Consider the following 25,766-nt stretch of genomic DNA (forward strand, 5'->3'; position numbering starts at 1 on the left):
GCCGATCGGGTTCCGGTTGAGTTCCTGTTCCGTCCGCCCACCGCGGTCTAGGCTCACGATCACGAGACCGACCAGAGGAGCTGTGATGCCAGAGCCTGTGACCCAGACGCTCGACGTGCCCGGAGCCACGCTGACGTACGACGTTCGCGGCGACCTCGCGAACCGCCCGGTGCTGCTGATGATCGGCTCACCGATGGGCGCGAGCGGATTCCCGACCCTGGCCTCGCACTTCGCCGACCGCACCGTCGTGACGTACGACCCGCGCGGCGTCGAGCGGAGCGTCCGCACCGGTGAGATCACCGAGCTGTCCCCCGACGACCACGCCGCGGACCTCGCAGCGCTCATCGAGCACCTCGACGCCGGCCCGGTCGACATCTTCGCCAGCAGCGGCGGTGCGGTGAACGCATTGGCCCTGACCGCGAAGCGTCCTGACCTCATCAACACCCTGGTCGCCCACGAGCCGCCGCTGGCCGCGATCCTCCCCGACAGCGAGGCAGCCCTGGCCGCGGTCGCCGATATGTACGCGACGTACCAGCGCGACGGCATGGGCGCCGGGATGGCGAAGTTCATCGCCTTCGTCGGGTACGACGGAGAGGTTCCCGCCGACTACACACAGCAGCCCGCTCCGGACCCGGCGATGTTCGGCCTCCCGACGCAGGACGACGGTTCCCGCAACGACGCCCTCCTCGGCCAGAACCTTCGCGGCTGCACGTCGTACCAGCCCGACTTCGACGCGCTGGGCAAGGCGAAGGAGCGGATCGTCATCGGTGTCGGCGAGGAGTCGGCGAACCAGATGGCTGCGCGCGGCGGCAAGGCTGCGGCGGCACGGCTCGGCCTGGATCCGGTCACGTTCCCCAGCGGCCACGGCGGCTTCCTCGGCAACGAGTACGGCCAGCCGGGCAAGCCGGAGGAGTTCGCCGCCACCCTGCGCCAGGTCCTCGGCTGACCATCTGGTTAGCTGGAAGGTATGACTGAGAAGCCAGAGATCGACTTTCCGGACGGGCCGCCGCCGGCGGATCTCGAGATCACCGACATCACCGTTGGCGACGGCGACGAGGCGAAGGCCGGTTCGCGGGTCAACGTGCACTACGTGGGCGTGGCCCACTCGACCGGCGAGGAGTTCGACGCGTCGTACAACCGGGGCGCCCCGCTGGCGTTCCAGCTCGGCGTCGGCCAGGTCATCCAGGGCTGGGACACCGGCGTCCAGGGCATGAAGGTGGGCGGCCGCCGCAAGCTGGTCATCCCGCCGCACCTGGGGTACGGCGACCGCGGCGCCGGCAACGCGATCAAGCCGGGCGAGACCCTGATCTTCGTGGTGGACCTCATCAGCGTCAGCTGAATCAAACGCTGTTCGGAACCCCCGCGACTCCGTCACAATGACGGAGTCGCGGGGGTTCTCGCGTAGTTGTACTCATCCGCCTCGCCCAGCGGCCCGATTGACTGGGAGGCATGACGACGATGACTGTGACCACGGTTCGGAGTGCCCGGGCCGGCTGGCTGCGGTACGCCGCCCTGGCCGCCAAGGTGCTGCTGTTCGCATTGTTGCTCTCGGCCCTGATCTGGCCGGACCTGAGCGGGATCAAGGGCAAGGCCTCGACCGCCCGCCTGGTCGTGTACCCGATCGGCGCAATGGTGCTTCCGCTGTGGTGGTGGGCCTACGGCCGGACGCGCAGCAAACTCCACAGCACGTTCCCGTGGCCTGCGGATCTGTTGATGACGCTGCCGTGGCTGATCGACCTGATCGGCAACCGGCTCAACCTGTTCGACACCGTCGACTGGTGGGACGACGCGATGCACTTCATCCTCTGGGGTTTCCTCACCGTGGGTGTCCTGCTCGCCTTCGCGCCCCGCGGACTGTCCCGGGGGCTCACCGCGTTCGTGGCTCTCGGCTTCGGCGCCACCGCGGCGGTCGTGTGGGAGCTGGGCGAGTACGTCGCCTTCGTCCGCAACTCCCCCGAGCTACAGACGGCGTACACCGACACTCTCGGCGATCTCGCCCTCGGCACGATGGGCGCACTGCTGGCCGGACTGATCGTCTACCAAGTCCGCATCAGTCTGCCGGACGGTGAAGGGCGTCGATCAGCTGCGAGGTGACCGTCTCCGGCGAGCGGGTCCAGTCGGTGGTCAGGACGTGGCGGACTCGCCAGCCCGTGGTGGTCAGGGCGCTGGGGTGAGTGGTCAGCCGTTCCAGCAGGGTGTCCGAGGCAACGCGGTCAGGCGTATCCACGAGTACCGCAAGGCGATGGCCGGCTTCGCCGGGCAACTTGAGCGCGAGATCGCAACGGAACACCGACTCCCCAACGGCCGTGTCCACGTCGACGCCACGTGCTTCGAGCGCCGCCGCGAGCTGCTCGATCACAGCACTCGGTCGTGCTGACGCCGGAGCCTTCACGGCGTACGGCGTCAGCGCGGCCTTCGCGGCCAGGTTGTCCCCTCGGGAGACTGCGGTGGCGTACGCGAGGAACCGCCGCAGGGTGTTGGCGCCGTCGTTGTAGGTGTTGGTGATCGCCTCGGGCTCGATGCTGCTGACGATCACCATGTGCTCACGGGCGCGGCTGAAGATGACGTTCAGGCGCTTCTCGCCGCCGGAGGTGTTGATCGGGCCGAAGTTCATCAGCATCCGGCCGTCCGGACCGGCGCCGTAGCAGACGCTCATCAGGATGATGTCTCGCTCGTCGCCCTGGACGTTCTCGAGGTTCTTCACGAACAGGCCGGCGTCCTGCTCGCCGTGCGTCCGCACCTGCTCCGCCTCGTACAGCGTGGCGAACTCCGGGTCCGCCTCTGCCAACTCGTCCAGCGCCCGCTCGATCTCGCCCTGCTGGGCCTCGGAGAACGCGACGATCCCCAGGCTCTTCCCGGTCTGCCGGAGCAACGTCTCCCGCACCAACGCCGCGATCCACCGCGCCTCGGCCGGATTGGTACGCCGGACGTACACGCCGTCGACGAGCCGGACCGCGGTGATGCTGCCGGCCAGCATGCTGTCGCAGACCTCGGACACCATCGGCGAATCCGACCGCACCGTCCACGGCGGCGCCGGATGCGGTGGCAGCCGATCCGGCACGGTCGCGAGCTTGCCCTGGTAGAACGCGGAGTTGCTGAAAGAGATCAGCGCCTCGGACCGGCTCCGGTAGTGCCAGGTCAGCATCGTCGACGCCAGCCGCAGCGCACTGATCGAGAGGAAGCTGTCCTCCGTCAGCGCTATCCCGACCTGCTCGGCCGCCTCGTCCTCGACGTCCAGCTCCTCGTCGGCGGTCCGCACGCGGAAGTACTGCGTCGGCGGGAGCTGCATCTGGTCGCCGACGACGATCACCTGCGGTGCGCGGTGCAGTGCCGGGATCGCCTCCTCCACAGGGATCTGGCTGGCTTCGTCGTAGACGACAACATCGAACGAAGTTGTCAAGGGCAACGTTTCGGAGACCGAGGACGGGCTCATCAGCCAGACCGGCCGGAGGACCGAGACCACCTCGCCGGGCGCGCCGGAGGCGAGGTCGCGGATCGAGCGGTACCGCATGACCTTGCCGAACTCGTGTTCCAGCTCGCGCCGGCCGGTCGCGAAGGTCTTCTTGCGTTCGCGGTCCGCAGGCGACATCCCGGTGACGCTCTGCTCGGAGTGCGCAACCTCGGCGAGGAAGCGGCGGCGGACCTGGGCGGTGACGACCTGGGCGTTGAGCTCGGTCAGGTCGTCGTACACCATGCTCAGTTCGCCGACGATCGCGTCGACTCGGGCCGAGGAGAGTTGCAGGGGTGCGGCCGCGCGGGCGCGTTCCCACTCGGCGGCACAGACGGCGTACTCGAGCTGGTCGGGTGTGGCGTCGAGTCGCCGGAGGGCGGTGAGGACCGCGGGCGGGGCGGTCGCGAGGTCGCGCAGTTTGGGGCCGACCGCACGTACGACGGGACCCTCGGCGACGAGCCGGTCGGCCAGGTCGCGGAGGCCGTCGACCGTCAGCGTGTCCCAGTGGTCGGCGAGGAGGTCCTGGGTTGGTTCTTCGGCCTGGTCGAGCGCGTCGGCCAGGCGGGAGAGCTCGGCGGGCGCGCCGTCGCGGAGTACGAGCTGCCAGTCGGGGACGGCCTTGCGGGCAGCTGCGAGTTGGTCGATCAGTTCGCGCGGGTCGTCGACCGCCCAGTCGCGGCGGGTCTGCTCGGTGTGCTGCTCGACGGCTGCCGAGGCGGACTGCGCGGCAACCAGGTCGGTGAGGGTGTCGGTGATCGATGGCTGCACGGCGCGGCCGGTCGCGTCGAAGCGGGCGCGGACGAGGCTCTTCACCCGTCGCCAATCACCGCTCAAGAACGAGAAGATCCCACCTTCCTTGCCCTGAGCAACCTTCAACGCCGATCGCGCGTCCGCCGGCGCCAGCGGTTCGCTCCACCCCGCGGCCTCCCTCCAGGCCGCCTCCGCAGCCACCACCAACTGCTGCCGCTCAACCCCAGCAGCCGCCAACTCCCGAGCCACATCAGACCGAGGCACAATCGCGCCCACCCGATCCACCCCCACCAACGGCTCCACCACCCGCCCCAACCGAGCCAACCCACGCACTTCCTGCACACCGCCGCCGCCCACGGCCGCGGCCTGGTGGGGAGGTGGCGCCGCAGCGGCGACGGCACCCGGCGCGTCGAGCGCCACCAACGCGGTCGCTACCGCGTCCCATCGTGCGCGGAGATCGCGTGCGGCGACAGTGACGTCGGTGTCGTCCCAGTGCTTGCTCGCGACGAACGCGAGCGAGCTTCGTGCGAGCACGCCGCCAGTCGCCGGAGCCGCCGAGGCCAGCTCCCGGGCCACCTCGCGCACGGCGTCCCGCGCCTGCCACCACTCCCCAACCTCAGGCACCACAGACTCTGGAGTCCAGGCGTGGGTGTGGAGTTCGGCGAGGCGGTTGACTAGGTCGCGGAGGGGCGGGTCTCCGGCAGACAGCTGGTGTTCGAAGGCGGCGACTGTGGACAGCAAGCGGTCTACGCGGGCAGTTAGGTCGGCTCGGCGGGTGGTGAGCGTGTCCAGGTCGTCCTCGGCAGACAGCCAGGACTCGTAGGTTTCGCGCAGCCCGTGGACGAACGCTTTCTTGTCGCCCTGGGAGTCGTGGATGAGCGCACACAACCCGTCCAACCGCCGACTCGCCAACCGCGCATGCACCACATCGAGCGCCGCCCGCTTCTGACAGACGAACAGCACACGCTTCCCCCGCGCAACGAAGTCGGCGATCAGGTTCGTGATCGTCTGCGACTTGCCCGTTCCGGGCGGCCCCTGGATCACGAAGCTCTCGCCCCGCCGCGCACGAGCAATCGCCGCCACCTGCGAACCATCGGCCGGTACGACGAGATGCCGATCAGCCGGCGCCAACTCCGGCGGCGTACTCCCGATCGGTCGCGGACGGTCCGAGAACAGCTGCTCGAACGACGCCGCCGACTCCCCGCTCGTCAGCAGATCGTCGTAATCGCGGACCAACCCCAGCGTCCGGTAGTTGAAGTTCGCCAGCGAGACCGCGCACAGATCGACGTCCCACGAGTACGGCCCGCCCTCGGTGTCCATCGAATACACATCAGTCTCGAGAGCCCGCGCAGGCCGCGGCGCCTCACCCAGCGCGATCCCCAGCGGCAGCGTCTGCTCAGCGATCTGCGTCCGATAGATCTGCACACCCAGCGGCTGATAGTCCGTACGTCGATACGAGTACGGGTACTGCTTCCCGCCGAACCCCGTCGCCACGTTCCCGCGCCGCCGCCGGTTGTACGTGCGCAGCCGGGTCATCGCCCGCTGCCGCACCAGATCGATCCGCAGCTTCTCCCGCAGATGCAGCTGCAGCCCCGGCTCGGTCGCCTGGATCTCCTTCGCCAACCGCTCGTGCAACTGCCGCAGCGCACCCGGCGACGACAGGTCGACGGTCTCCGGCAACGTGATCCCGTACAAGACCCGCAAACTGTGCCGCAGCGTCGGATTGACCTCGGCGATCGGATCGGTGACCCGCAACGTGTACGAATCCCGTACGCCGCGCTTCCGCGTCAGCTCCACCTTCGCCAGCACCAGCGGCGACGCGATCCGCGTGTCCCGGTCGTTCTTCAGGTCATGCCACCGCAGGAACGCCGGCACCAGCCTCAGCTGGTCCTGCCCGTAGTCGGCCCGATCGCGACGAGCCGTCGAGATCAGCTTGTCCAAGGTGTTCGCGGCGTACGGCGCCTCGTCGTACCGGATCCACTTCCCCAGTGGCTGCGCCTTCTTCAGCAGCTCGCCCGCGAGCTCGTCCCGCCACGTGAAGAGCTGCTCCGAGCGGATCGTCCGGACGTCGAGCATCAACGGCACCGACACCTCGGTGAGGTTCAGCGTCTGGGCGGTCGGGCGGAAGTTGATCAGCCGGTTGCGTCGCGACAGGTCGAACAGCCGGTCCCGCAACGCGCCCAACACCGCCGTACGCCGGTCCGCCGCGCCCCGCACGATCGCCTCGACGTCGAAGTCCAGCGGCTGATCGCGGTAGTTCTCCAGCTGCTCGATCAGCGAAGGCAGGTCCTGCGCGCGCCGGTGCCGGTCCGGCTCGACCATCTGCGCCGCGACCGAGACGATCACCGGGTGCAGATCCGGATCCAGCCGGTACAAGTTGCCTCGGGCATCGATCAGAGTGGCGACGTCCGCGGTCCGGGACAGGTCGAGACCGCAGCCGAGCCCGAGCAGCAACTGCCCGAGGCTGAAGATGTCGGTGAGCTGATCGTGGTGACCGAGCACGTGTTCCCAACTCTGCCAGCCCGCCACCAGCGTCGGCGCCGTGATCGCATCCGGCACCGGCTCGGGCACGACGGTCTTCTCCTGCCCGCCGCCGCTCTCACCCAGGTCGAAGTCGGACTGCCGGTGCGTCACGACCTCGACAGCCGTCGGCCGCGACCCCTGCCGGGCGTCCAGCTCGCGCACCGCGAGCGTCGGCCGGCCCGCGTCCGCAGGCGCGAAGCCGAGCCGGTTCTGCTCGTCGACGACGATCCGATCCAGACCACGCAACGGGGCGACCAGCCCACGCTCATGCACGGCGGCCGTCTCGTGGAACAACGGCAGCACCGCAGCCAGCAACGCATCGTTACCCAGCCCGCCTTGGGAGACGGCCAGCGCGACGAGATCCTCAGCGCTCATCCGACCACCTCCGAGGCCTGCACGAACCTTGCGCGTTGCTTGTCGCTCCATCCCAGCTCGTCGTCCGCGACGTCGACGTACCCCGGCAGCCCCGAGCGCCGCGCGAGGGCCAGCGACGCGACGAGTCCGGCGTCGCCGGCGTCCGGATCGGCGGTCGCGAGATCGAGCAGCAGGTAACACAGGTACCGCTTGGTCGCCGCCGCCAGCGGTCTCGGTCGCGGCATCGGCGCCCCATCGACCGGACGCACTGTCAACGGCTCATCGAACCGCACAGTTCCCGCCGGTTCGCCCGGACCGTCCGCGAATCCGGCAGCCGCCGTCGCAACCGCGTCGGTCCGTAAGCCTTCGGTCTGCGCGATCACGGCTGCGAAGTCACGGCTGAGCTCGCGCAGCACCACCGCGTCGAGCAGATCCGGCGCATCCACGTCGAGCGGCCCAGTCACCAGCTCCTCGACGTACTCACCGTCGACCCAGTTCTTCAACGCCCAGGCCCGTCCGACAGCCTCCGGATGCGTCGTCCCACGACTTCCCGAGCGCAGATCGAGCGACTCCGCCTGGCGCAGGTACGCCGCGGGGTCCGCAGTACTCAGGCCGGTCTCCAGCTTCAGCAACGCGCGGACCGTCGTACTCAGGTCGCCACACGCAGTCAGCGCACCCCGGTCCGCGAACAGCTCGGTCGCCAGCGACCACCGGCGATGGGTCTCGAGGTACTGCGACGGCGTCCGCGCGTCAGCAGCTGCCGCGTCGAGCAGCCGGTCGACGGCGAGGTACCCGCCGTCCTCGGCCTCCCACAACAGCCGGTGCGCGAGCTCATGCCCGATCACCGCCGTCAGCTCGTCCTCATCCAGCCGATCGAGCAAGGGCCCCTGGAACAGAATGACCGGCCTGACCTGGTGGATGTACGCCGCGTTGGGCTCACCACTGACCTGGAAGTACTCGACGTCCGCAGTCACCCCGAGCGCGTCAGCTGCGCGCCGCCCCGCCCGGTGGACGACGGGATGTGCGTCCTCTTCCAGACGGTACGCGTTCCGCAACAGTACGTCGCCGAGGTCCCCCTCCGGCCCACCGAGCAACGCCGTCCAGGCACGCTCATCTGCCCGGCGAACAACCGCCAGGACAGCCCGGTGATACCCAAGCACGGACAACATGCCGGCAACCATAACCACCCTGACCGACGAAAAGCCGCGCTAACGACAGGAGGTAGTCCTCCCAGCCGCCGGCCGGCACGCCTGAGCCGCGTGATCAGCAGGCGCGATGACCCACCACTTCCTGTCCTTACGACCCGATCAGCTGGCTGACGGGCGGCAGATCCCGTTGGCTGCAGCGCTCGCGGCCAACGCCGCAGCTGCCGGGTTGGACTGGCCGTTTGCAACGGGAGTGTCGTCCCGAGTGGTGTGGCGGCCGATCGGCACGACCATCGGGGTGCCGGCGACCGGGTCCGGGACGACCTTCACGGCCAGGCCGAACACGTCTTGCACCACGTCCTCGGTGATCACCTCGGCCGGGTTGCCCTCGGCAACAATGTCGCCGTCCTTCATCGCGATCAGGTGGTCGCCGAAGCGGCAGGCCTGGTTGAGGTCGTGCAGCACGAGCACGATCGTCCGGTCGTCGGACTTGTTCAGGTCGACCAGCAGATCGAGGACTTCGAACTGGTGGGTCAGGTCGAGGAACGTCGTCGGCTCGTCCAGCAGCAGGATGTCGGTCTCCTGCGCCAGCGCCATCGCGATCCACACCCGCTGCCGCTGACCGCCGGACAGCTCGTCGATCGGCCGGTCCGCGATCGACAGTACGTCGGTCGACGTCATCGCCTCCGCGACCGCTTCGTCGTCGGACTTCGACCACTGCCGGATCCACCGCGTCCGCGGGTACCGCCCGCGGCCGACCAGATCCGCGACCGTGATCCCCTCCGGCGCGGTCGGCGACTGCGGCAGCAGACCGAGCTTGGTTGCCACCTCGCGTGTCGGGATCTGCTGGATGCTCTTGCCGTCCAGCAGCGCGGTCCCGCGCGACGGCTTCAGCAACCGCGCCAGCGTCTTCAGCAGCGTCGACTTGCCGCACGCGTTGGCGCCGACGATGACCGTGATCTTCCCGGTCGGGATCCGCACCGACAGGTCGTGGATGATCTCGCGCTGGTCGTACCCGACCGCAAGACCGTCGGCAGCCAAGCTGTGTTCCACAACGTTCTCCATCCTCAGCCACCACTTCCGACACGGTTGGCCCGGGCCAGCAGGAACATCAGGTACGGCGCACCCACCACGCCGGTCACCACACCCACCGGCAACTGCGTGTCCCCGAACGCGTGCTGGGCAACAAGGTCCGACAACGCCACCACCAACGCCCCGAGCAGCCCGGACGCGATCATCGCCGGCCCCGGCGACCGGGTCAGCCGCCGCGCGATCGGCGGCGCGACGAACGCCACGAACCCGATCGGCCCCGCCGCCGCAGTAGCCACCGCGGCGAGCAGTACGGCGATCACGATCAGCCCGAGCCGCGACACCTCCACCCGCAACCCCAGCCCGTACGCCGTCTCGTCGCCGAGCTGCAGGATCCGCAACTGCTGGACGAGAAACACCATGAACGGCAGCAGTACGACGAACGTGATCGCCAGCGACCGTACGTTCGACCAGTCCCGCCCGTTCAGGCTCCCGGTCAGCCAGATCAGCGCCTGCTGAGCGATCTCCACCCGCGCCTTCGTCAGCAGGTACGACGTGATGCTGGTCGCGATCGCACCGATCCCGATGCCGATCAGGATCAACCGGTAGCTCGACACCCCGTGCCGCCAGGCGAGCACGTACATGAGGAACGCGGTCAGCACCGCGCCGGCGATCGCGAACGCCGATACCGCGACCCCGGTGACGCCGAGTGTCACGATCGCGAACACCGCGAACGCGCTGGCGCCGTACGTCACACCGATGATGTCCGGGCTGGCCAGCGGGTTGCGGGCGATGCTCTGGAATATCGCGCCGGAAAGGCCCAGCGCCGCACCGACGAGGAGGCCGGTCAGTGCCCTGGGCAACCGGAGCGTGTTGACGATGAACTCGGTCGCATGATCGCCGCCGCCGAACAGCGTCTTCACGACATCGAGCACCGGAATCTTGAAATCACCCAGCGACAACGAGACGCAGAACGTCGCGAACACCACGACCGCCAACGCGACGATGACGACCAGCGAACGGGTCTGCCGGGCGGCGCGCGCCCGGGCGATGACCTGAACTGCCTCGGCCGTCACAGGTCCGCCAGCTTCCGTCGGCGTACCAGGATGATGAAGAAGGGCGCACCGAGGACCGCGGTGACGATCCCGACCTGCAGCTCACCGGGCAGCGCGACGACCCGGCCGATCACGTCCGAACCGAGCAGCAGGATCGGCGCGAGCAGCATCGAGTACGGCAGGATCCATCGGTAGTCCGGACCGGTCACCAGCCGCGCCACGTGCGGAATGGTCAACCCGACGAACCCGATCGGCCCCGCCGCCGCGGTCGCCGCGCCACACAGCAGTACGACCACCACCGCGACGAACAACCGAGCCAGTCCGACCCGCTGACCGAGCGACTTCGCCACATCGTCACCGAGCGACATCGCGTTCAGCACCCGCCCGCAGAACAGCGACAGCACGATCCCGGCGAGGATGAACGGCGCCACCTGCGCCGCCACGTCCGAGCCGCGACCGGCGAACGACCCGACCGACCAGAACCGGAACTGGTCGAACGTGTCCACGTCACCGATCAGCAGGGCCGTCGTCAACGATCCGAGCATCGCCGTCAGCGCCGCTCCGGCAAGCGCGAGCTTCACCGGCGTCGCGCCCTCCCGCCCCAGCGACCCGAGGAAGTAGACCGCCACGGACGCCGCCGCCGCGCCGGCGAACGCGAGCCACACGTACGCCGTCAACGTCGACAACCCGAACCAGTAGATGCCCCCGACAACGAACAACGCCGCCCCGCCGTTCACCCCGAGGATGCCGGGATCGGCCAACGGGTTCCGGGTCACGCCCTGCATCAACGCCCCGGACAGCCCGAGCGCGGCGCCGACCATCAACCCGATCAGCGTCCGCGGGATCCGCAACGAGTGGACGATCACGTGGTCGGTGTTCGACTCGTCGTAGTGGCGCAGGGCATCGATCACCGTGGAGAGCGGGATCTGCTTCGACCCGATCGCGATGCTCAGCAGGCACACCAGGAGCAGCAGGACGACACAGCCGACCAGTCCGAGGACGAGCGTGGTCCGCCGGGCCCGGCGCCGGGGACGCGCGGGAGCGGCTGCCAGATCGGGGTCGACGGAGGTGACAGCGGTAGGCGGAGGCATTGGACTTTCGGGATCCTCTTAGGTAAGGCTAACCTCTAGATGCTTCACCATAACCCGGCCGCCGTCGGGTACGCACCCTGCGTCTCCCCCTGCGATGTTTATGGAGAAACCACAGTATGACGACTGTGCTCGAGCGACCGATCGAGTTCGACTCGCTCCTGGCCACCGTGGCGGCCGTCGAGGACCTGAGCCCGCACCTGCGCCGCGTGACGTTCGTCGCACCGCGGATCGCGGAGGCGGTGACGGCCGGCCCGGACCAGCGGATCAAGGTCCTGCTCGCCCCGCCGAACGGCACCGCGATCAAGCTGCCGTCCGGACCCGAGTGGTACGCCGAATGGTGCGCGCAGCCGGTCGACGACCGTTTCATCATGCGGACGTACACCATCCGCGCACTCCGCCCGGAGGTCGCCGAGCTCGACGTCGAGTTCGTCCTGCACGGGGTCAACGGGCCGGCGTCGGCGTGGGTCAGCGAGGCACAGCCGGGTGACGAGGTCGGCCTGCTGCTGCCGTTCGCGGTCGACACCACGAGCACCAAGGGCCTGCTGCACTCCGGCGTCGACTACGTGCCCCCGGCAAGCAGCGTGCGCCGGATCCTGGTCGCGGACGAGACCGCGCTTCCGGCGGTGGCCGGCATCCTCGAGGAGCTGCCGACCGGCGTACATGCCACCGTGTTCATCGCCGTACCGGATGTTGCCGACGTGCGGCCGCTGCCTGGTGAGGTCACCTGGGTCACGGACGGGTCGTTGCTTGAGGCACTCAAATCGGCGGAGCTGCCGTTCGAAGCGGACTACGCCTGGGTCGCCGGCGAGTCCTCGATGATCAAGTCGGTACGCCGGCACCTGGTCAACGTCGTCGGGATGCCAAAGGCGTCGATCTCCTTCCAGGGCTACTGGAAGCGCGGCGAGGCCCACTGCTGAGCAATCCGGGAGAGCTGGAGGGCAGAGGTCCAGCCCTCCCGGAGGTCTTCTCCTAGGACGGGTTCTCCGCGTGGGTCAGGGTCTCCCACGCGACGAACAGGTTGTTCGAACCGGCCGGACGGCGGGACTCGGTCAGCGCCTGGGTGTTCGCCATCGCGATCCCAAGCCGGGTGTGCAGAGCGTTGTAGCCGACCTCGGTGATCGGGCCGAGACCGCGGTTCACCGTGCCCTTGCAGAGCCAGGACGGCACCGGCTCGAGGTTGCGCTCCCAGCGGGACTGGAACCCGAGCGCCTGACGCAGCCGCTCACCGAACTCCGGGTACATGTCGATGCCCTGGATCCGCGCGGTCTCGAGCACGTGGGAGATCGACGAGATGCCGTAGCCGGTGTGGGTGAAGTCGCGGCAGGTCTCCTGAGTCAAGCCTGTCACGAACGTCCCTTGGCCCTGCCAGTAGCTGACGATCTTGTCGCGGGTGTTGAGGTTCTGGCTCGGTACCGTCTTGGGCAGGACGCCGTCGGACTCCAGGTAGACGTACGCCGGAACCCGCAGCCGGTACAGCGAGATCGCCTTGTCGTAGATGGTCTTGTCCTCGAGGAACACGCCGATGCCCTGGAGGGCCTCGGTCATGCTCAACTCCCAGTTCCCGTTGGAGTTCGAGCCGTTGATCATCTCCGGCACGTAGACGTTGCGCAGCATGGTCGCGAACCGGCCCGAGTTCGGCCAGTTGCCGTAGACGTGCTTGATGATCTCCGCAGCCTTCGGCCACGACGAGGCGGACCAGGCCGTCTGCAGCGGTGCGTTGCTGTTGGTGTGGTCCTGGATCGTCGCCGACCACGCGTCCATCAACTGGATCGACTTCTGCGCGTAGCGGTCGTCACGGGTCAGGTACCACAGCAGTGCGTCCGTGTACGCCGCGATCGCGTCCTCGCGCTCGTCGGTGCAGCCGAGGTTCGGGTTCGAGTACGGGCCGCACTCGACCACCGCGCGCGGTTTCGGCGTCCGGGACAGGGATGCGTACGTGCTGCTCTTGGCCTGGTTGAACGCGTTCGTCCACGGCTGCGCGCCGGCCTGCACCTTGGCCCGGACGAAGTCGAGTTGAGCCACGCTCACACCCACACCGGGATGGGTGAACGTGGCGGGTGCGTCCTCTGTCGCGGGAGCGTTCGAGGACGCGACCGCGGGGCTGCTGAGGGTCCCGGCAACCAGCGCAGCACAGGCTGCGGCCAGGACCAGAGGTTTCTTTCTCATGGGCGGTGTCCTGTCTTTCGGGGCGGTGGACACTTGCGCTTCCCCCACTAGCGCAGGGTCTTTGCGAAAGTTTGACGACGGACCGTAAGGGCGTCAACATCTCAGCCAGAAGAAAGTTCACATCGGAACAAAACAGGAGACTTTCCCAGCTCAGTGGAACAAAGTGAGGATCTGTCCCATGAAACGACGCCAGTTCCTAGCGTTCGGAACCGCAGTCATGGCCGCCCCGGCATTACCCTCCGTCACCGCTACCGCCGCCCCACCGCCTGCCACGCTCCCGTCCCGGGCCGCGATCGTCGCCACCGTCCGTCGCGTCGCCGACCAGTGGATCGCCTCCCACCCGGACTCCGGTGACAACGGCTGGGCCCGGTCGACCTTGTTCAGCGGTCTGATGGCCGCATACCGGCTGACCGGCGAAACGCAGTACCTGAACTACACCCGCGCGTGGGCCGAGAAGCACGCGTACGGCATCCCCGGCAGCGTCAGCACCCGGCACGCCGACAACCACAACTGCATCCAGACGTACCTCGACCTGTACGAGCTCGAGCCGTCCGCGAACAAGTTGACCGCCGCGACCGACACGATCCAGCGGATGGTCAACAGCACGAAGATCGACGACTGGTGGTGGTGCGACGCGCTGCACATGGCGATGCCGTCGTTCGCCCGGCTCGGGCAGCTCCGCGGCGATCCGGCGTACGCGACGAAGCTCTACCAGCTCTACAACCACACGAAGCGGACCCGGCAGCTGTGGATCCCGTCGAGCGGACTCTGGTACCGCGACGAGCGCTTCCGGCCCGGCGGCATCACCTCGCCGAACGGCAAGCCCGTCGTCTGGTCCCGCGGCAACGGCTGGGTCGCCGCCGCCCACGTCAAGACCCTGAAAACCCTTGCAAACCAGGAGTACGCCGACACCCTCAAGCAGCTCGTCACCGCGCTCCGCCCGATCCAGCGCACCGACGGCTTCTGGAACGTCAACCTCACCGACCCCCAGCACCTCCCCGGCCCGGAGACCAGCGGTACGGCGCTCTTCGCGTACGCCGCCGCGTACGCGGTCAGCACGGGACTGTTGCCCAGCGCAACCTACCTCCCGCTGGCCGCCCGCGCCTGGAACGGCATGGTCGCCACCGCCGTCCACCCGGACGGCTTCCTCGGCTACGTCCAGGGCGTCGGCGATCGCCCCGAGTCCAGCCAGCCCATCACCTACAACACCACCGCCGACTTCGGCGTCGGCGCCTTCCTGCTCGCCGGCTCCGAGCTGGCGGCCCTCAGTGACCGAGCTGGCTGGTGATCCGCTCGACGACAACGCTCGTCGCGTAACGCGTGGTACCTGGCGGCTCGACGTCGGTCCAGTCGCCGGTGTACTTCCGCGCGACCGCCTGCTCCAGCGCCAAGTCCGGATCCGGCACCAGGTCGTCGATCCGGCCCCGCAGCTCGACGTAGTACGTCGGCCGGGCCGGGTCGACGACAACCAGCGAGATCGCCGGATTGCGCTGCAGGTTGCGCAGCTTCTGCCGCCCGTCCACCAGGCTGATCCGCACCCGCTCGCCGTCCCAGAGGAACCACAGCGGCGTCACCTGCGGCTCGCCGCGCCGGCCGATCGTGCCGACCATCGCGATCGCCTTCGACGCCAGCAGGTCATGAAACTCGCTCGGAATCTGCACGGTGGCTCAGCGGAGCGCGAACTCGCCGGCGGGCACGCCGGCCGCGTCCATCAGCGCACCGGCCGTGACGGCGCCGATGCCGCCGAGCGGCTGGGCGCGGACAACGGCTCGCGCGCTCGCGCCGTCGAACACCATCGTGAGCTGGATCGCCAGCGTCGACGCGTCATCGGCCCCGGCCTTGACCAGCTCACGGTGGAAGAAGTCGGTGAGCTGCTGCTTGAAATGCCGGGCCACCACGGACCCCGGGTGCTCAGGATTCTTCAGCTCGACCGCGGTGCTCACGTAGGGACAGCCCAGGTAGTTGCCTGAAGCAACCAGCTCGTCCTGGCGCTCGAACACGGTCAGGATCCGCTCCCGCGGGGACCGCTCGTCCTCCGGCCCGGGCTGCAGCAACAGCTGGTACGCCGGTCCGCGGCTGGCGAGGCTCTCCGCGATCAGCTCGTCCTTCGACCGGAACAGCTGGTACATCGACTTCTTCGACACCCCGGCCGCCTTGCAGAGCGCGTCCACCCCGATGTTCACGCCGTCGCGGTAGAAGAGTTCCCCCGCGGCGTCCAGCAGTCGTTCACGGGGTGTCGCCGAAGTGCTCATGGAACGAGGGTACCGGTTGGATTTGAAAACGGAAACCGATCGGTTTACTGTGTTGGAAACAGATCAGTTTCCTCCTAGGGAGTTTCAGATGACCACACTCGAAGGCGCCGTCGTGCTCGTCACCGGCGGGCAGCGCGGCATCGGCAAGGCGATCGTCGACGACCTGCTGAACCGTGGCGCGGCGAAGGTCTACGCGACCGCCCGGGCACCGAAGCCCAGCACCGACCCGCGCGTCGTACCGCTGCCGCTCGAGATCACCGACCAGGCCTCGATCGACGCGCTGGCCGCCGCCGCTCCGGACGTCACGATCCTGGTCAACAACGCCGGCGCGAGCTCGCCGGACACCTACCTGGACAGCTCGATCGACGACATCCGCGAGGTCTTCGACGCGAACTTCTTCGGCCCGCTGCAGCTCACCAAGGCGTTCGTACCGATCATCGAGCGCAACGGCGGCGGCCACATCCTCAACGCCCACTCGGCCCTGTCCTGGGTCGCCCGGCACGGCGCGTACTCCGCGACCAAGGCGGCGTTCTGGCTGCAGAGCAACGCGATCCGCGTCGAGCTGCTCGACCGCGGCATCGGCGTCACCGGCCTGCACATGGGGTACGTCGACACCGACATGACCTCCGCGGTCACCGCCCCGAAGTCCCGCCCGGAGGACATCGCCAAGCAGGCCCTCGACGGTATCGAGTCCGGTGCTCACGAGGTCCTCGCCGACGACACCGCCCGCGGCGCGAAGGCCGCCATGTCCGGCGACCTCACCGCCGTATACCCCGAGCTGGCGGACGTGAGCCACTGACCAGCCGGCGGTCGCCCACGGGTCGCACGCTCCCGGGACCCGTCGGCGACCGCCCTCAGACCAGTTGGTGAGTGCTGGAGGTCCACACGTCCCGGTCCCGGGCGTACTCCATCGCTCCGGCGATCCCGTCGGCGACGTCCGGGCCGAGCTCGCGCTCCACGACGTGCAGCGCGAGATCGATCCCGCAGGTGATGCCGCCGGCGGTGACCAGCGTGCCGTCGTCGACGATCCGGTTGGTCTTCAGGTCGGCGCCGAATGCCTCCAGCTCGGCCCACGCGCCGCGGTTGGTGGTGGCCGGACGCCCCTTCACCAACCCGGCCTCGGCGAGCAGCATCGAGCCGGTGCACACCGAGCCGATCCACTGCAGCGAGGGCGCGAGCTCGGCGATCCGCGCCGTCATCACGCCTCGCCGCGCCTCGGCCCACGAACCCTTCTCCGCGCGGTTCATCCATCCGCCGCCCGGGACGAAGAGCGCATCCGGCTGCCCGAGGCCCTCAGGCGCCTTGAACTGCAGGCCGTGCAGCCCGGTCACCTCGGCCGGCCCGTCCAGCCCGACGAGCGCCAGGTCGAACTGGGGCCGGCGGGCCGCGTGACTCCAGACCTCGAACGGCCCCATCACGTCCATCTCGTCCACACCGTCGAACACCAGGATCTCGATTCGCATACCTCCACCCAACCGGGACGGCTCGGAGGCAGCCAGTGGCCACGACGCCCATGTTCGCAAGGATCTGGCCAGCGCCCTCAGACCAGTACGTCGGTGGCCTTGTGCTTGCGGTCGACGCCCTCGACGAAGATCACCACGCCGTCGGAGTTCTCGGTCCGCAGCGGCAGGATCTCGCGGTAGTCGGGCGACTCGTACCAGTCCCGCAGGTGGTCGAAGTCCGGGAACTCGATCACGATCGGCGCCCCGTCCCACTCTCCCTCGATCTGCTCGGGCGTCGCGCCGTGGACGAGGAAGTGACCGTCGTACGGCGCGAGCGTCTCGTCGATCCGCTCGAGGTACTCGACGATGTCCGCGCCCATCCGGACGTTGCGCAGATAGGCGATCGCGTAAGCCTTCATTCTCTGTGTCATGGCTCCAGCCTTGACCACGGGGAGAATTCAGGCGATTACCTCTGACGTCATCGTGACGGCTTGATCTGCTCCCGACGTACCGTAGATGCCATGTCAGTCACAGGGGGACCGCCTTCCACCCATGCGGAGGAGGTGGAGGACGAGCGGCTCGGACCGTACCGGTTGATCCGGCGGCTCGGCCAGGGCGGCATGGGGGTCGTCTACCTCGCCGAAGGCCCTGAGCGCCAGGAGGTCGCGGTCAAGGTACTGCGGCCGCACGTCGCGCACGACCCGATCGCACGGGCCCGGTTGCAGCGCGAGGCGACCACGCTGCAGAAGGTGGACCACCCCGGCGTGGCCGGCATCCTCGACCACGACCTGGAGGCGGAGCGGCCCTACCTGGTGACGCGTTTCGTCCCGGGTCGGCCGCTGGACGAGCAGGTGGACGACCGCGGTCCGCTGACTCCGCGCAAGTGGCTGCCGCTGGCCGGTTGCCTGGCCGAGTCGCTGCAGGCGATCCACGCCGTCGGCGTGATCCACCGCGACCTGAAGCCCGGCAACGTGATGATGTTCAATGGCAAGCCGGTAATGATCGACTTCGGCATCGCCCAGGCCGCCGACGACCTGCGGCTCACGCAGACCGGCCTCGTGATCGGTACGCCGGGGTATCTGGCGCCCGAACTCATCGAGGGCGAGATGGTGTCGCAGTCCGCGGACTGGTGGGGCTGGGCCGCCACTGTGGCGTTCGCCGCGACGGGACGTCGGCCGTTCGGCAAGGGACCGTTCGAGGCGGTGCTGGCACGCGTGCACTCCGGCCAGGCTGACTTGGAGGGGCTGGACCCGCGGCTGAAGCCACTGCTCGCCGCAGCGCTCTCACCGACCAAGGCCGACCGCCCGACGCAGGCCGAGATCATGGACGGACTCACCCGGTACTCCGAGGGCCGTGATGCCCTGCCGCCGCGTGAGACGCCTACTGTCGCCGCCGTGCCGCCGACCCGGCTCGTGACGAAGCTCATGCCGACGGAAGAAGAGCCCCCGGCCGGCCCGACTCCGACCGAGGTGGCACTGCTCGTGCCGCCGGTGATCCCACCGCTATCGGCCTTCACGCCGATCCGGGACAAGATCCGGGACGCTGCGGCGAAGAAGCCGGTTGCCGAGGTGCCACCGCATCCGGCGACCTACAGCCCGGCGCCCAACGCAGCTGCTCCGGCTGGGATGCCCCTGCCGTACCAGAGCGGTCCGCCGGCGCCCTACTCGCAGCCGTATGCGCAGCCCTACCCGCAGCCGTACCAGCAGGCCGGGCCGCCAGCTTCGGTGCGGCCGGCTCCGGTGCAACCCGCCCAGCCCGCTCAGCCCGCTAAGGCCCCACCGACCGGTCGGCGTACCGCGGTCATTGTCGGCTTCATGGTCGCGCTGTCCGGACTGATCGCGCTGACTCCGCTGATCGGCTCAGCAGTCGCCGTGGTGCTCCTGGTGCTCGCACGTACCGTCGATCGATCGAGTACGGCGTTGATGCGTCGCCGCCAGGTCCGCGGACGCTCCGGCAAGTCCGACGGCGTCATCGCAGCTGCTGCCAGCCCGCTGCAGCTGGCGATGGCCGCGCTGATCACGCTGCCCTGTCTGATCCTTCCGCTGATCATGGCGGTCGTCATCGGCGGCATCGTCACCGCCGTAGCAGCCACGACGTACGACCTGAACTGGCAGCCGCTGTCAGCGGTCGGTTTCGGCAGCGCCGCACTGACTGCGCTCTTCACCAGCTGGTGGGGCCCTGGTGGCAGCTCGCTGCGTCGAGGCGCCCACATCGCGGCGCGCAACACGTTCCGCGCGCACTGGCTCTCCGCGCTGATGGCCGTCGTGCTGCTGGCGATCGGCGGCATCACGTTCTACCAGGCCACCCAGGGAGCCGGCGCGGACTGGGCGCGGACTCCTATCGAGACGCCGAACATCGAGCGTCCGACCCTCGGCGACCTGCGCAACGCGCCGTTCATCCGGGACCTCCCCATCATCGGTAACTGACGACGGGGAGGCCGTTCGGCTTTACAGCTGGACGATCTGGCTGCGCTCGGGGCCGACGCCGATGGCGGAGATCCGCGCGCCGCTGAGCGATTCGACCGCGCGGACGTAGGACTGCGCTTCCTTCGGCAGGTCCTCGAACGTGCGGCAGCCGGTGATGTCGTCGGACCAGCCGTCGAACTCCTCGTAGACCGGGACCGAGTGGTGGAAGTCGGTCTGGGTCATCGGCATCTCGTCGTACCGGACGCCGTTCACCTCGTACGCGACGCAGACCGGGATCTTCTCGCGGCCGGTCAGGGTGTCGAGCTTGGTGAGCACGAAGTCCGAGACGCCGTTCACGCGGGCGGCGTACCGGGCGATGACCGAGTCGTACCAGCCGCAGCGCCGCGGGCGGCCGGTCGTCGTACCGAACTCGGCGCCCTGCTGGCGCAGCCACTCACCGTCGGCGTCCAGCAGCTCGGTCGGGAACGGGCCCTCGCCGACACGGGTCGTGTACGCCTTCACGACGGCCATCACGCGGTCGATGCGCGTCGGCGGGATGCCGGTGCCGGTGCAGGCGCCCGCGGAGATCGCGTTCGACGAGGTGACGAACGGGTACGTGCCGTGGTCGACGTCGAGCAGCGTGGCCTGGCCGGCCTCCATCAGCACGGTCTTGCCCTCGTCGAGTGCCTTGTTCAGCAGGAGGCTGGTGTCCGCGACCATCGGCCGCAGGCGGTCGGCGTACGCCAGCAGTTCGTCCAGCACTTCGCGGATCTCGACCGCGCGCCGGTTGTACACCTTCACCAGCAGCTGGTTCTTCTGCTCCAGCGCGCCGGTGACCTTCTGCTCGAGGATCTTCTCGTCGTACAGGTCCTGAATCCGGATACCGACGCGGTTCATCTTGTCGGCGTACGTCGGACCGATGCCGCGTCCCGTGGTCCCGATCTTCCGGCTGCCGAGGAACCGCTCGGTGACCTTGTCGAGCGTCCGGTTGTACGGCGGGATGACGTGCGCGCTCGCGCTGATCACGAGGCGCGACGTGTCCACCCCGCGCGCCTGCAGCGCGTCGAGCTCTTCGAACAGCACACTGAGGTCGACCACGACCCCGTTGCCGATCACCGGCGTCACACCCGGTGTGAGGATGCCGCTCGGGAGCAGGTGCAGCGCGTACTTCTCGGAGCCGATCACCACCGTGTGGCCGGCGTTGTTACCGCCGTTGAACTTCACCACGTAGTCGATGACCTCGCCCGTGTTGCCGAGCAGATCGGTCGCCTTGCCTTTGCCCTCATCGCCCCACTGGGCGCCGACGAGCACGATTGCGGGCATCTCAGCCCTCCTGTGCTTGAAACGGTGAAGCCCGGAGACGTTCACCGGACATTCATCCGGCAACGCATCCAGGCTCTTGCGACCAAAGCCTACCGGACTTCGGGGCGGAGCTTTCGGGCCTGTCCAGAACCCATAAGCAACCGTTTCAAGTACTTGTTTCATCAGGCGACGGGTTGCCAATTTGCGTGATCGCGTGCACACTCTTAGTCAGCGGCCCGCCGAAACTGCCGCAGGGGACGGTTCCGGCGGGCCGCTTCCTCGTTCTAGGAACGCAGCCTCATTTCTACTCAAGGCCCTCGGGGTTCGAGGCGAGCCACTCCTTCACCCGCCGGTCAGCCTCTTCGCGCGAGACGTCCTCGACCTTCGTCAGGATCGCCCAGCGATGCCCGAACGGATCGATCACCGTGCCGAACCGGTCCCCGGTCATGAAGGTCTGCACCTCTTCCACCGACGTCGCCCCGGCCTCGATCGCCTTCGCGTACGTCGCGTCCACGTCAGGCACGTAGTGCACCAGCGAGGAGTGCACCCACTCGCCGTTCGGCGCCCGCAGCCCGATCTGCGGCATCTGGTCGCTCAACTGCAACATCGAGTTGCCGAACTTCAGCTCGGCCTGACCGACCCGCCCGTCCGGCATGTCCTGCCGGCTGATCACCTCGGCCCCGAACACCGACTGGTAGAACTCGATCGCCTTCGGCCCGTCCGGGACGGCGAGGTACGGGGTCAGCGAGTGATAACCGTCGGGGATGGGGTTTACCGTGTTCGTCGTCATGACTCTTAGTCAACGGCGTGACGGCCGTACCGGTCTTGTAAGAAAGCGACAGCCTTGACCCAGCTACCGGACAGCGAGCGAGGCATCCTGCATCCACGCGAGCAGGCCCGGCACCGTTCGCTGCACCGCCTCGCGCCCGGCCCGGAGGCCGGCCGGTTCGTGGAGTGGTACTGGATCGTCGAGTGGGACCTGGACGAGCCGTACACGGCCGAGGTGCTGCCGTTCCCGAGCGTGAACGTGACGTTCGAGCAGCCGGGCGGCGCGTTCGTGAACGGGGTCTGCACCCGCAAGTTCGAGCGCGAACTGTCGGGGCGCGGGCGGGCGTTCGGGGTGAAGTTCTGGGCCGGCGGCTTCGGCGCCATCACCGGCCTCGACGTCGGGTCCCTCTGCGACCTGGTGCTGCCGCTGACCGATGTGTTCCCCGACGGCGATCGGCTCGCGGACCTGATGTTCGAGGCCGAGTCCGACGTACGGCGCCGGGCGGTGTTCGAGGCGTTCCTGCGCGACCACCTCGCACCGCCCGACCCGTCGTACGAGCTCGTCCGGGAGATCGTCACCACGATGGCGGCCGACCGCACGCTGGCCCGCGTGGACGAGATCACGGCGCGTTTCGGCGTACCTGTCCGCACCCTCCAGCGCCTCTTCCGGCGGTACGTCGGAGTCGGCCCGAAGTGGGTCCTCCGCCGCTACCGCCTCCACGACGGCGCCGAGCTCCTGGCCCAGGGCGAGGCAGCCGAGCTGGCGGAACTGTCCGCGTCCCTCGGCTACTTCGACCAAGCGCACTTCTCGAAGGAGTTCAAGCAGCAGATCGGCCTGACCCCGGCGGAGTACGCCACCAGGGCGGCCGCCGAACGCCAGATCACCTACCGCTGAGCTTCACCGTCATTGCCATCAAGAGGGCCGTCACCGACGCGCCTAGCGCGACCACGAAGCCGTACTGCGCACTGTGCCCGTCGACGACCCAGCCCGCGAAGGCGGAGCCCAGTGCGATGCCCGCTGCCCCACCTGAGTTCAGCCAGGTGAAGGCCTGTGTCAGGACGGCGGGCTCCACGGCTGACTCAGCCAGGACCGACGACAGGGTCTGGAAGGGCGCGATCGCCAGGCCAGGCAGGGTCAACGCGAGCGCTGCCGCCACCGGCGTGTGCACGGCGATCAAGGGCACGCAACTCACCGCGAGCCAGACGAAGGCGATGACGAACTGCGTCTCCGGCGCGGTCCGCCAGCGTCGGGCACCGTACGCGAGCCCGACGAGCAGGCTCACCAGGCTGGTGATGCTGTAGAGCGGCCCGGCCAGACCCGGCGTACCTTGCGACACTGCGAACGCGGTGACAGAGACCTGCATACTGCCGAAGAACAGCCCGACACCGACATTCGTACCGGCAAGCCCTACGAATCGCTTGTGCAGCAGGCGTTTCGCGCCACCATGCTCACCAGCCACCCTCGGCGGCGGCGCCGTACCGCGCTGCATCGCCAGCAGGAACCCGCCGGTCACCACGAGGATCGTCGCGAGCACCGAACCCGCCGCCGGCGTGCTGAAGGAGCTCACCACGCCGACCAGGCCCGGGCCGACCATGAAGGCCACGCCGACGCTCAAGGCCTCGAGCGCGAACGCCGACGAGAGCAGCGGCGTATCGCGCAGCGCCTCCGACCAGCGCGCCGCCGTCTGCGCACCGATCTGCGGCAGCGAGCCACCTGCCAGGACCCCGGTCGCGATGAGGATCGGCAACGGCGCGCCGGTCAGTGTCAAAGAGATCAGTAGTGCGACCGCGGCCGCATGCGCCAACAGCGTGATCGGCAACATCCGGGTCTGACCGAAACGGTCGATGAGTCGTGCGACCTGCGGGCCGGCGACCGCTTCGGCCACGGCGAAGCCGCCGGTGACGCTGCCTGCCGCGGCGTACGAGCCGGTCGATCCGTGCACCAGCCAGACGATGCCGAGGCCGGTCATCGCGATCCCGATCCTTGCCGGGGCCGCCGCGAGGTAGAACTTCCACGCGCCCGGAGTACGCAGTACCGCTGCGTAAGTGGGCGCGGCTGTCCGTCCGGTGAGAGCCGGCACGGTGTGACCTTCCGCTGCCCGGAGGGGCGGGGACCCGACCGTGGGCGTCCAGCTTCGCCGGTCTGTCCGTCCGCCTAGAACCGTCCATGTTCGGCAAGTAGCGGGGACGCTCGCCGCTTGCCGGCACTGTCAACGGGCATTCATTGGTTCAGATTGACCTGAACATCGTACCGTCCTCGAGCACCGGCACGCTCGTACTCTCATCCAGCTCCGCCGCGATCGCGACGTCCTCCGGATAGCCGTACTGCGTGAGCTCGCGACCGCCGGCGCACTCGTGCAGGAGCTTGGGCAGGTCATCGGCAACCGCGTCGTACGCCGCGACCGCCGCGCGCGCCTCCGGAGACAGGTCGTCCAGCCCGAGCGCACTGAGGAACCCACCGGCCCCCCAGAGGTCCTCCACAGCCGGCCGGAGCGATCCGTCCTGCCACCGCTCCCCTGCGGCAATGGCGACAACCCTGGGTGCTTGGTGGCGGCGGCTCGCGACCTGCAGCTGCTCTCTGACCCAATCCGCAGCGGCTCGGCGATTGCGCAACGACACCGCGATCACCGTGGCCCCACCATCACTCAGCTGCCTGGCGATCGTCGAGCCGTTCGGCGACGGCAGCACCAGCCTGCTGACACCCTCCGCACGCCTGATCGTCACCGGCGACAAACTCACGTCACCCGGCCCCGCCTCGGACCGCCCGACCGCAAGCTTCGCGTCCCACCGCGCTGCATAAGCGACGGCCGTCTCGTCCCGCCACCGATACGGGTAGACGTTGATCCCGCAGTCCGCCGCGACGGTCACCGCGGTGGTGAACGACAGCACGTCGGCGACAGCCACGATGTCCCCGGCAACAATCCCCGCACCCACCGGACCCCAGTCGAACCCGACGCCGAACCCGGCCTGCGCATAAGGACTGGTCACCCGGCAGATCATTCCGCCGAGCGACCAACCCCACAACCAGGTTTCAGCTCAGCGCGTCGGCGGCAGCCGGCGACGAGTCGCGCAGGAACGTGGCGCAACGCTCCGCCTCGTCCTTCTCGTCGATGAGTGCGGCCGCCTTGCCCAGCGCCGCCAGCGCGCGCAGGAACCCGCGGTTCGGTTCGTGCTCCCACGGCACCGGTCCGTGGCCCTTCCAGCCGTTGCGCCGGAGCAGGTCCAGCGCGCGGTGGTAGCCGGTCCGCGCGTACGCGTACCCCTCGATCGTCCTGCCGTCCGCCAAGGCGCCCTCGGCAAGCACGGCCCAGGCCAGCGACGACGTCGGGTACTTGGCGGCGACGTCCGCCGGAGCGGCCCCGTCGGCGAGTTCCGCCGCGGCCGGGTCGACCGGTAGTAGTGTCTCGGGTGGGCCTGAGAGCAGATTGTTCAATTCCATAAGCACATCTTCGCCGATCACGCAGCCGTACCGGCACGTGACCGTCTGACGAAATCCGTTGACCGTTCACCCACCGGCCACGGATGCTTGAGACCCTGCGTCAAACCGCCGTGGTTCCCAGCTACGGCCGGAAGGAGGCACCGGATGAGCGTCATAGTCCTGAACGCGTCGTACGAACCGCTGCACACCGTCTCGATCCAGCACGCCATCCGGATGCTGGTGCGTGAGGTCGCAGTGGTGGAAGAGGCGCACGGAGAGCGAACCATCGGCCCCTTCCCGGTCCCTCGCGTCCTGCGCCTGGTCCGGTACGTCGTCACGCATTGGCGCTACGCAGCCGGCCGGATGAAGTACAGCAAGCACGGCGTCCTCCGCCGCGACAAGTTCCGGTGCGCGTACTGCGGCCTCGAGAACGCCGACACCATGGACCATGTCCAACCCAGATCCAGGGGCGGCCGCACCGAGTGGCTGAACGCCGTGGCCGCCCATGCCTCGTGCAACGAGCGGAAAGGCAACCGCACTCCGTCCGAGGCCAACATGCCGCTCCTTTGGCAACCCTGGGTACCAACCCGCGCCGAGCTCGTCATAGACAGATGA

The 25,766-nt window shown here is 68.7% G+C and carries 24 protein-coding genes; 9 read left to right on the forward strand and 15 right to left on the reverse strand.

The window, feature by feature from the left end; all coding sequences use genetic code 11:
• Positions 1–85: 85 nt before the first annotated feature.
• From ABT313_RS39655 to ABT313_RS39665, 3 genes are all read left to right on the forward strand, one after another.
• Positions 86–946 carry an alpha/beta fold hydrolase gene (locus ABT313_RS39655; protein ID WP_350865219.1) on the forward strand — a complete coding sequence of 287 codons (861 nt, stop codon included), beginning with the start codon at positions 86–88 and terminating at the stop codon, positions 944–946.
• Between the two features lie 21 nt (positions 947–967).
• Positions 968–1,339: an FKBP-type peptidyl-prolyl cis-trans isomerase gene (locus ABT313_RS39660; RefSeq protein ID WP_350865222.1), complete on the forward strand. Its 372-nt coding sequence runs from the start codon at positions 968–970 to the stop codon at positions 1,337–1,339.
• A 110-nt stretch (positions 1,340–1,449) separates the two neighbouring features.
• The gene (locus tag ABT313_RS39665) at positions 1,450–2,094 is read left to right on the forward strand and encodes a DUF2238 domain-containing protein (protein WP_350865225.1); all 645 of its coding nucleotides are present in this window, start codon (positions 1,450–1,452) and stop codon (positions 2,092–2,094) included.
• On the opposite strand, the gene ABT313_RS39670 is transcribed toward ABT313_RS39665, so the two are convergent.
• The 5 genes from ABT313_RS39670 to ABT313_RS39690 all read right to left on the reverse strand — a co-directional run bounded on the left by ABT313_RS39670 (position 2,051) and on the right by ABT313_RS39690 (position 11,398).
• Positions 2,051–7,099 (reverse strand): AAA domain-containing protein, encoded by a 5,049-nt coding sequence (locus tag ABT313_RS39670; RefSeq protein WP_350865228.1) that lies wholly within the window; start codon positions 7,097–7,099, stop codon positions 2,051–2,053. The two genes, ABT313_RS39665 and ABT313_RS39670, sit on opposite strands and share 44 nt — an antisense overlap.
• Positions 7,096–8,247, reverse strand: a complete 1,152-nt coding sequence (locus tag ABT313_RS39675) for a M48 family metalloprotease (RefSeq protein WP_350865231.1) — start codon at positions 8,245–8,247, stop codon at positions 7,096–7,098. The genes ABT313_RS39670 and ABT313_RS39675 overlap by 4 nt, the downstream gene beginning before the upstream one ends.
• Before the next feature lie 138 nt (positions 8,248–8,385).
• A complete protein-coding gene (locus ABT313_RS39680; protein WP_350865233.1) occupies positions 8,386–9,288 on the reverse strand; it encodes an ABC transporter ATP-binding protein in 903 nt (300 codons plus the stop codon).
• A gap of 2 nt (positions 9,289–9,290) precedes the next feature.
• Positions 9,291–10,328 carry a FecCD family ABC transporter permease gene (locus ABT313_RS39685; RefSeq protein ID WP_350865236.1) on the reverse strand — a complete coding sequence of 346 codons (1,038 nt, stop codon included), beginning with the start codon at positions 10,326–10,328 and terminating at the stop codon, positions 9,291–9,293.
• The gene (locus ABT313_RS39690; RefSeq protein WP_350865239.1) at positions 10,325–11,398 is read right to left on the reverse strand and encodes a FecCD family ABC transporter permease; all 1,074 of its coding nucleotides are present in this window, start codon (positions 11,396–11,398) and stop codon (positions 10,325–10,327) included. Before ABT313_RS39690 ends, ABT313_RS39685 begins: the two co-directional genes overlap by 4 nt.
• A 116-nt stretch (positions 11,399–11,514) precedes the next feature.
• On the opposite strand from ABT313_RS39690, the gene ABT313_RS39695 reads away from it, so the two are divergent.
• Positions 11,515–12,315 carry a siderophore-interacting protein gene (locus tag ABT313_RS39695; protein ID WP_350865241.1) on the forward strand — a complete coding sequence of 267 codons (801 nt, stop codon included), beginning with the start codon at positions 11,515–11,517 and terminating at the stop codon, positions 12,313–12,315.
• A gap of 52 nt (positions 12,316–12,367) precedes the next feature.
• On the opposite strand, the gene ABT313_RS39700 is transcribed toward ABT313_RS39695, so the two are convergent.
• Positions 12,368–13,564 (reverse strand): alginate lyase family protein, encoded by a 1,197-nt coding sequence (locus ABT313_RS39700; protein ID WP_350865244.1) that lies wholly within the window; start codon positions 13,562–13,564, stop codon positions 12,368–12,370.
• 178 nt (positions 13,565–13,742) lie between these two features.
• Between ABT313_RS39700 and ABT313_RS39705 the strand changes: the two genes are divergently transcribed.
• The gene (locus ABT313_RS39705) at positions 13,743–14,852 is read left to right on the forward strand and encodes a glycoside hydrolase family 88 protein (RefSeq protein WP_350865247.1); all 1,110 of its coding nucleotides are present in this window, start codon (positions 13,743–13,745) and stop codon (positions 14,850–14,852) included.
• Here the strand turns inward: ABT313_RS39705 and ABT313_RS39710 are convergent.
• A complete protein-coding gene (locus tag ABT313_RS39710) occupies positions 14,830–15,225 on the reverse strand; it encodes a PPOX class F420-dependent oxidoreductase (RefSeq protein WP_350865250.1) in 396 nt (131 codons plus the stop codon). The genes ABT313_RS39705 and ABT313_RS39710 overlap by 23 nt on opposite strands.
• A 6-nt stretch (positions 15,226–15,231) precedes the next feature.
• Positions 15,232–15,816 carry a TetR/AcrR family transcriptional regulator gene (locus ABT313_RS39715; protein ID WP_350865253.1) on the reverse strand — a complete coding sequence of 195 codons (585 nt, stop codon included), beginning with the start codon at positions 15,814–15,816 and terminating at the stop codon, positions 15,232–15,234.
• A gap of 88 nt (positions 15,817–15,904) precedes the next feature.
• On the opposite strand from ABT313_RS39715, the gene ABT313_RS39720 reads away from it, so the two are divergent.
• Positions 15,905–16,615, forward strand: coding sequence for an SDR family oxidoreductase (locus ABT313_RS39720; RefSeq protein WP_350865256.1), 711 nt, complete (start codon positions 15,905–15,907; stop codon positions 16,613–16,615).
• Between the two features lie 55 nt (positions 16,616–16,670).
• Here ABT313_RS39720 and ABT313_RS39725 read toward each other — a convergent pair whose 3' ends face one another.
• Positions 16,671–17,279, reverse strand: a complete 609-nt coding sequence (locus ABT313_RS39725; RefSeq protein WP_350865259.1) for a DJ-1/PfpI family protein — start codon at positions 17,277–17,279, stop codon at positions 16,671–16,673.
• Positions 17,280–17,356: 77 nt separating this feature from the next.
• The gene (locus ABT313_RS39730) at positions 17,357–17,689 is read right to left on the reverse strand and encodes a DUF1330 domain-containing protein (protein ID WP_350865262.1); all 333 of its coding nucleotides are present in this window, start codon (positions 17,687–17,689) and stop codon (positions 17,357–17,359) included.
• A gap of 90 nt (positions 17,690–17,779) precedes the next feature.
• Between ABT313_RS39730 and ABT313_RS39735 the strand changes: the two genes are divergently transcribed.
• Positions 17,780–19,684, forward strand: a complete 1,905-nt coding sequence (locus ABT313_RS39735) for a serine/threonine protein kinase (protein WP_350865265.1) — start codon at positions 17,780–17,782, stop codon at positions 19,682–19,684.
• Between the two features lie 21 nt (positions 19,685–19,705).
• Here the strand turns inward: ABT313_RS39735 and ABT313_RS39740 are convergent, their stop codons facing one another.
• Entirely contained in the window at positions 19,706–20,986 is a 1,281-nt protein-coding gene (locus ABT313_RS39740; RefSeq protein ID WP_350865267.1) for an adenylosuccinate synthase, read from the reverse strand.
• A 283-nt stretch (positions 20,987–21,269) separates the two neighbouring features.
• Complete coding sequence (locus tag ABT313_RS39745; RefSeq protein ID WP_350865269.1) at positions 21,270–21,755, reverse strand: VOC family protein; 486 nt, start codon at positions 21,753–21,755, stop codon at positions 21,270–21,272.
• A gap of 54 nt (positions 21,756–21,809) precedes the next feature.
• Here ABT313_RS39745 and ABT313_RS39750 point away from each other — a divergent pair, with 54 nt between their 5' ends.
• Entirely contained in the window at positions 21,810–22,628 is an 819-nt protein-coding gene (locus tag ABT313_RS39750; RefSeq protein WP_350865271.1) for a DUF6597 domain-containing transcriptional factor, read from the forward strand.
• Here ABT313_RS39750 and ABT313_RS39755 read toward each other — a convergent pair.
• From ABT313_RS39755 to ABT313_RS39765, 3 genes are all read right to left on the reverse strand, one after another.
• Complete coding sequence (locus ABT313_RS39755) at positions 22,615–23,814, reverse strand: MFS transporter (RefSeq protein WP_350865274.1); 1,200 nt, start codon at positions 23,812–23,814, stop codon at positions 22,615–22,617. The genes ABT313_RS39750 and ABT313_RS39755 overlap by 14 nt on opposite strands.
• Positions 23,815–23,962: 148 nt before the next feature.
• Positions 23,963–24,721 carry a 2-phosphosulfolactate phosphatase gene (locus tag ABT313_RS39760; protein ID WP_350865277.1) on the reverse strand — a complete coding sequence of 253 codons (759 nt, stop codon included), beginning with the start codon at positions 24,719–24,721 and terminating at the stop codon, positions 23,963–23,965.
• Positions 24,722–24,764: 43 nt separating this feature from the next.
• Positions 24,765–25,172, reverse strand: a complete 408-nt coding sequence (locus ABT313_RS39765) for a DUF3151 domain-containing protein (protein ID WP_133786014.1) — start codon at positions 25,170–25,172, stop codon at positions 24,765–24,767.
• Positions 25,173–25,316: 144 nt separating this feature from the next.
• On the opposite strand from ABT313_RS39765, the gene ABT313_RS39770 reads away from it, so the two are divergent.
• On the forward strand, positions 25,317–25,766 hold the full coding sequence (locus tag ABT313_RS39770) for an HNH endonuclease (RefSeq protein WP_134110408.1): 450 nt from the start codon (positions 25,317–25,319) through the stop codon (positions 25,764–25,766).

Source organism: Kribbella sp. NPDC000426, from assembly GCF_040300265.1.
Classification (GTDB): Bacteria; Actinomycetota; Actinomycetes; order Propionibacteriales; family Kribbellaceae; genus Kribbella.

Excerpts from the sequence above, each read along its gene's own strand:
- ABT313_RS39655 (WP_350865219.1), top strand. The coding sequence starts at position 86 with ATGCCAGAGCCTGTGACCCAGACGCTCGACGTGCCCGGAGCCACGCTG.
- ABT313_RS39660 (WP_350865222.1), top strand. The coding sequence starts at position 968 with ATGACTGAGAAGCCAGAGATCGACTTTCCGGACGGGCCGCCGCCGGCG.
- ABT313_RS39665 (WP_350865225.1), top strand. The coding sequence starts at position 1,450 with ATGACGACGATGACTGTGACCACGGTTCGGAGTGCCCGGGCCGGCTGG.
- ABT313_RS39670 (WP_350865228.1), bottom strand. The coding sequence starts at position 7,099 with ATGAGCGCTGAGGATCTCGTCGCGCTGGCCGTCTCCCAAGGCGGGCTG.
- ABT313_RS39675 (WP_350865231.1), bottom strand. The coding sequence starts at position 8,247 with ATGTTGTCCGTGCTTGGGTATCACCGGGCTGTCCTGGCGGTTGTTCGC.
- ABT313_RS39680 (WP_350865233.1), bottom strand. The coding sequence starts at position 9,288 with ATGGAGAACGTTGTGGAACACAGCTTGGCTGCCGACGGTCTTGCGGTC.
- ABT313_RS39690 (WP_350865239.1), bottom strand. The coding sequence starts at position 11,398 with ATGCCTCCGCCTACCGCTGTCACCTCCGTCGACCCCGATCTGGCAGCC.
- ABT313_RS39695 (WP_350865241.1), top strand. The coding sequence starts at position 11,515 with ATGACGACTGTGCTCGAGCGACCGATCGAGTTCGACTCGCTCCTGGCC.
- ABT313_RS39700 (WP_350865244.1), bottom strand. The coding sequence starts at position 13,564 with ATGAGAAAGAAACCTCTGGTCCTGGCCGCAGCCTGTGCTGCGCTGGTT.
- ABT313_RS39705 (WP_350865247.1), top strand. The coding sequence starts at position 13,743 with ATGAAACGACGCCAGTTCCTAGCGTTCGGAACCGCAGTCATGGCCGCC.
- ABT313_RS39715 (WP_350865253.1), bottom strand. The coding sequence starts at position 15,816 with ATGAGCACTTCGGCGACACCCCGTGAACGACTGCTGGACGCCGCGGGG.
- ABT313_RS39720 (WP_350865256.1), top strand. The coding sequence starts at position 15,905 with ATGACCACACTCGAAGGCGCCGTCGTGCTCGTCACCGGCGGGCAGCGC.
- ABT313_RS39725 (WP_350865259.1), bottom strand. The coding sequence starts at position 17,279 with ATGCGAATCGAGATCCTGGTGTTCGACGGTGTGGACGAGATGGACGTG.
- ABT313_RS39730 (WP_350865262.1), bottom strand. The coding sequence starts at position 17,689 with ATGACACAGAGAATGAAGGCTTACGCGATCGCCTATCTGCGCAACGTC.
- ABT313_RS39735 (WP_350865265.1), top strand. The coding sequence starts at position 17,780 with ATGTCAGTCACAGGGGGACCGCCTTCCACCCATGCGGAGGAGGTGGAG.
- ABT313_RS39740 (WP_350865267.1), bottom strand. The coding sequence starts at position 20,986 with ATGCCCGCAATCGTGCTCGTCGGCGCCCAGTGGGGCGATGAGGGCAAA.
- ABT313_RS39745 (WP_350865269.1), bottom strand. The coding sequence starts at position 21,755 with ATGACGACGAACACGGTAAACCCCATCCCCGACGGTTATCACTCGCTG.
- ABT313_RS39765 (WP_133786014.1), bottom strand. The coding sequence starts at position 25,172 with ATGGAATTGAACAATCTGCTCTCAGGCCCACCCGAGACACTACTACCG.
- ABT313_RS39770 (WP_134110408.1), top strand. The coding sequence starts at position 25,317 with ATGAGCGTCATAGTCCTGAACGCGTCGTACGAACCGCTGCACACCGTC.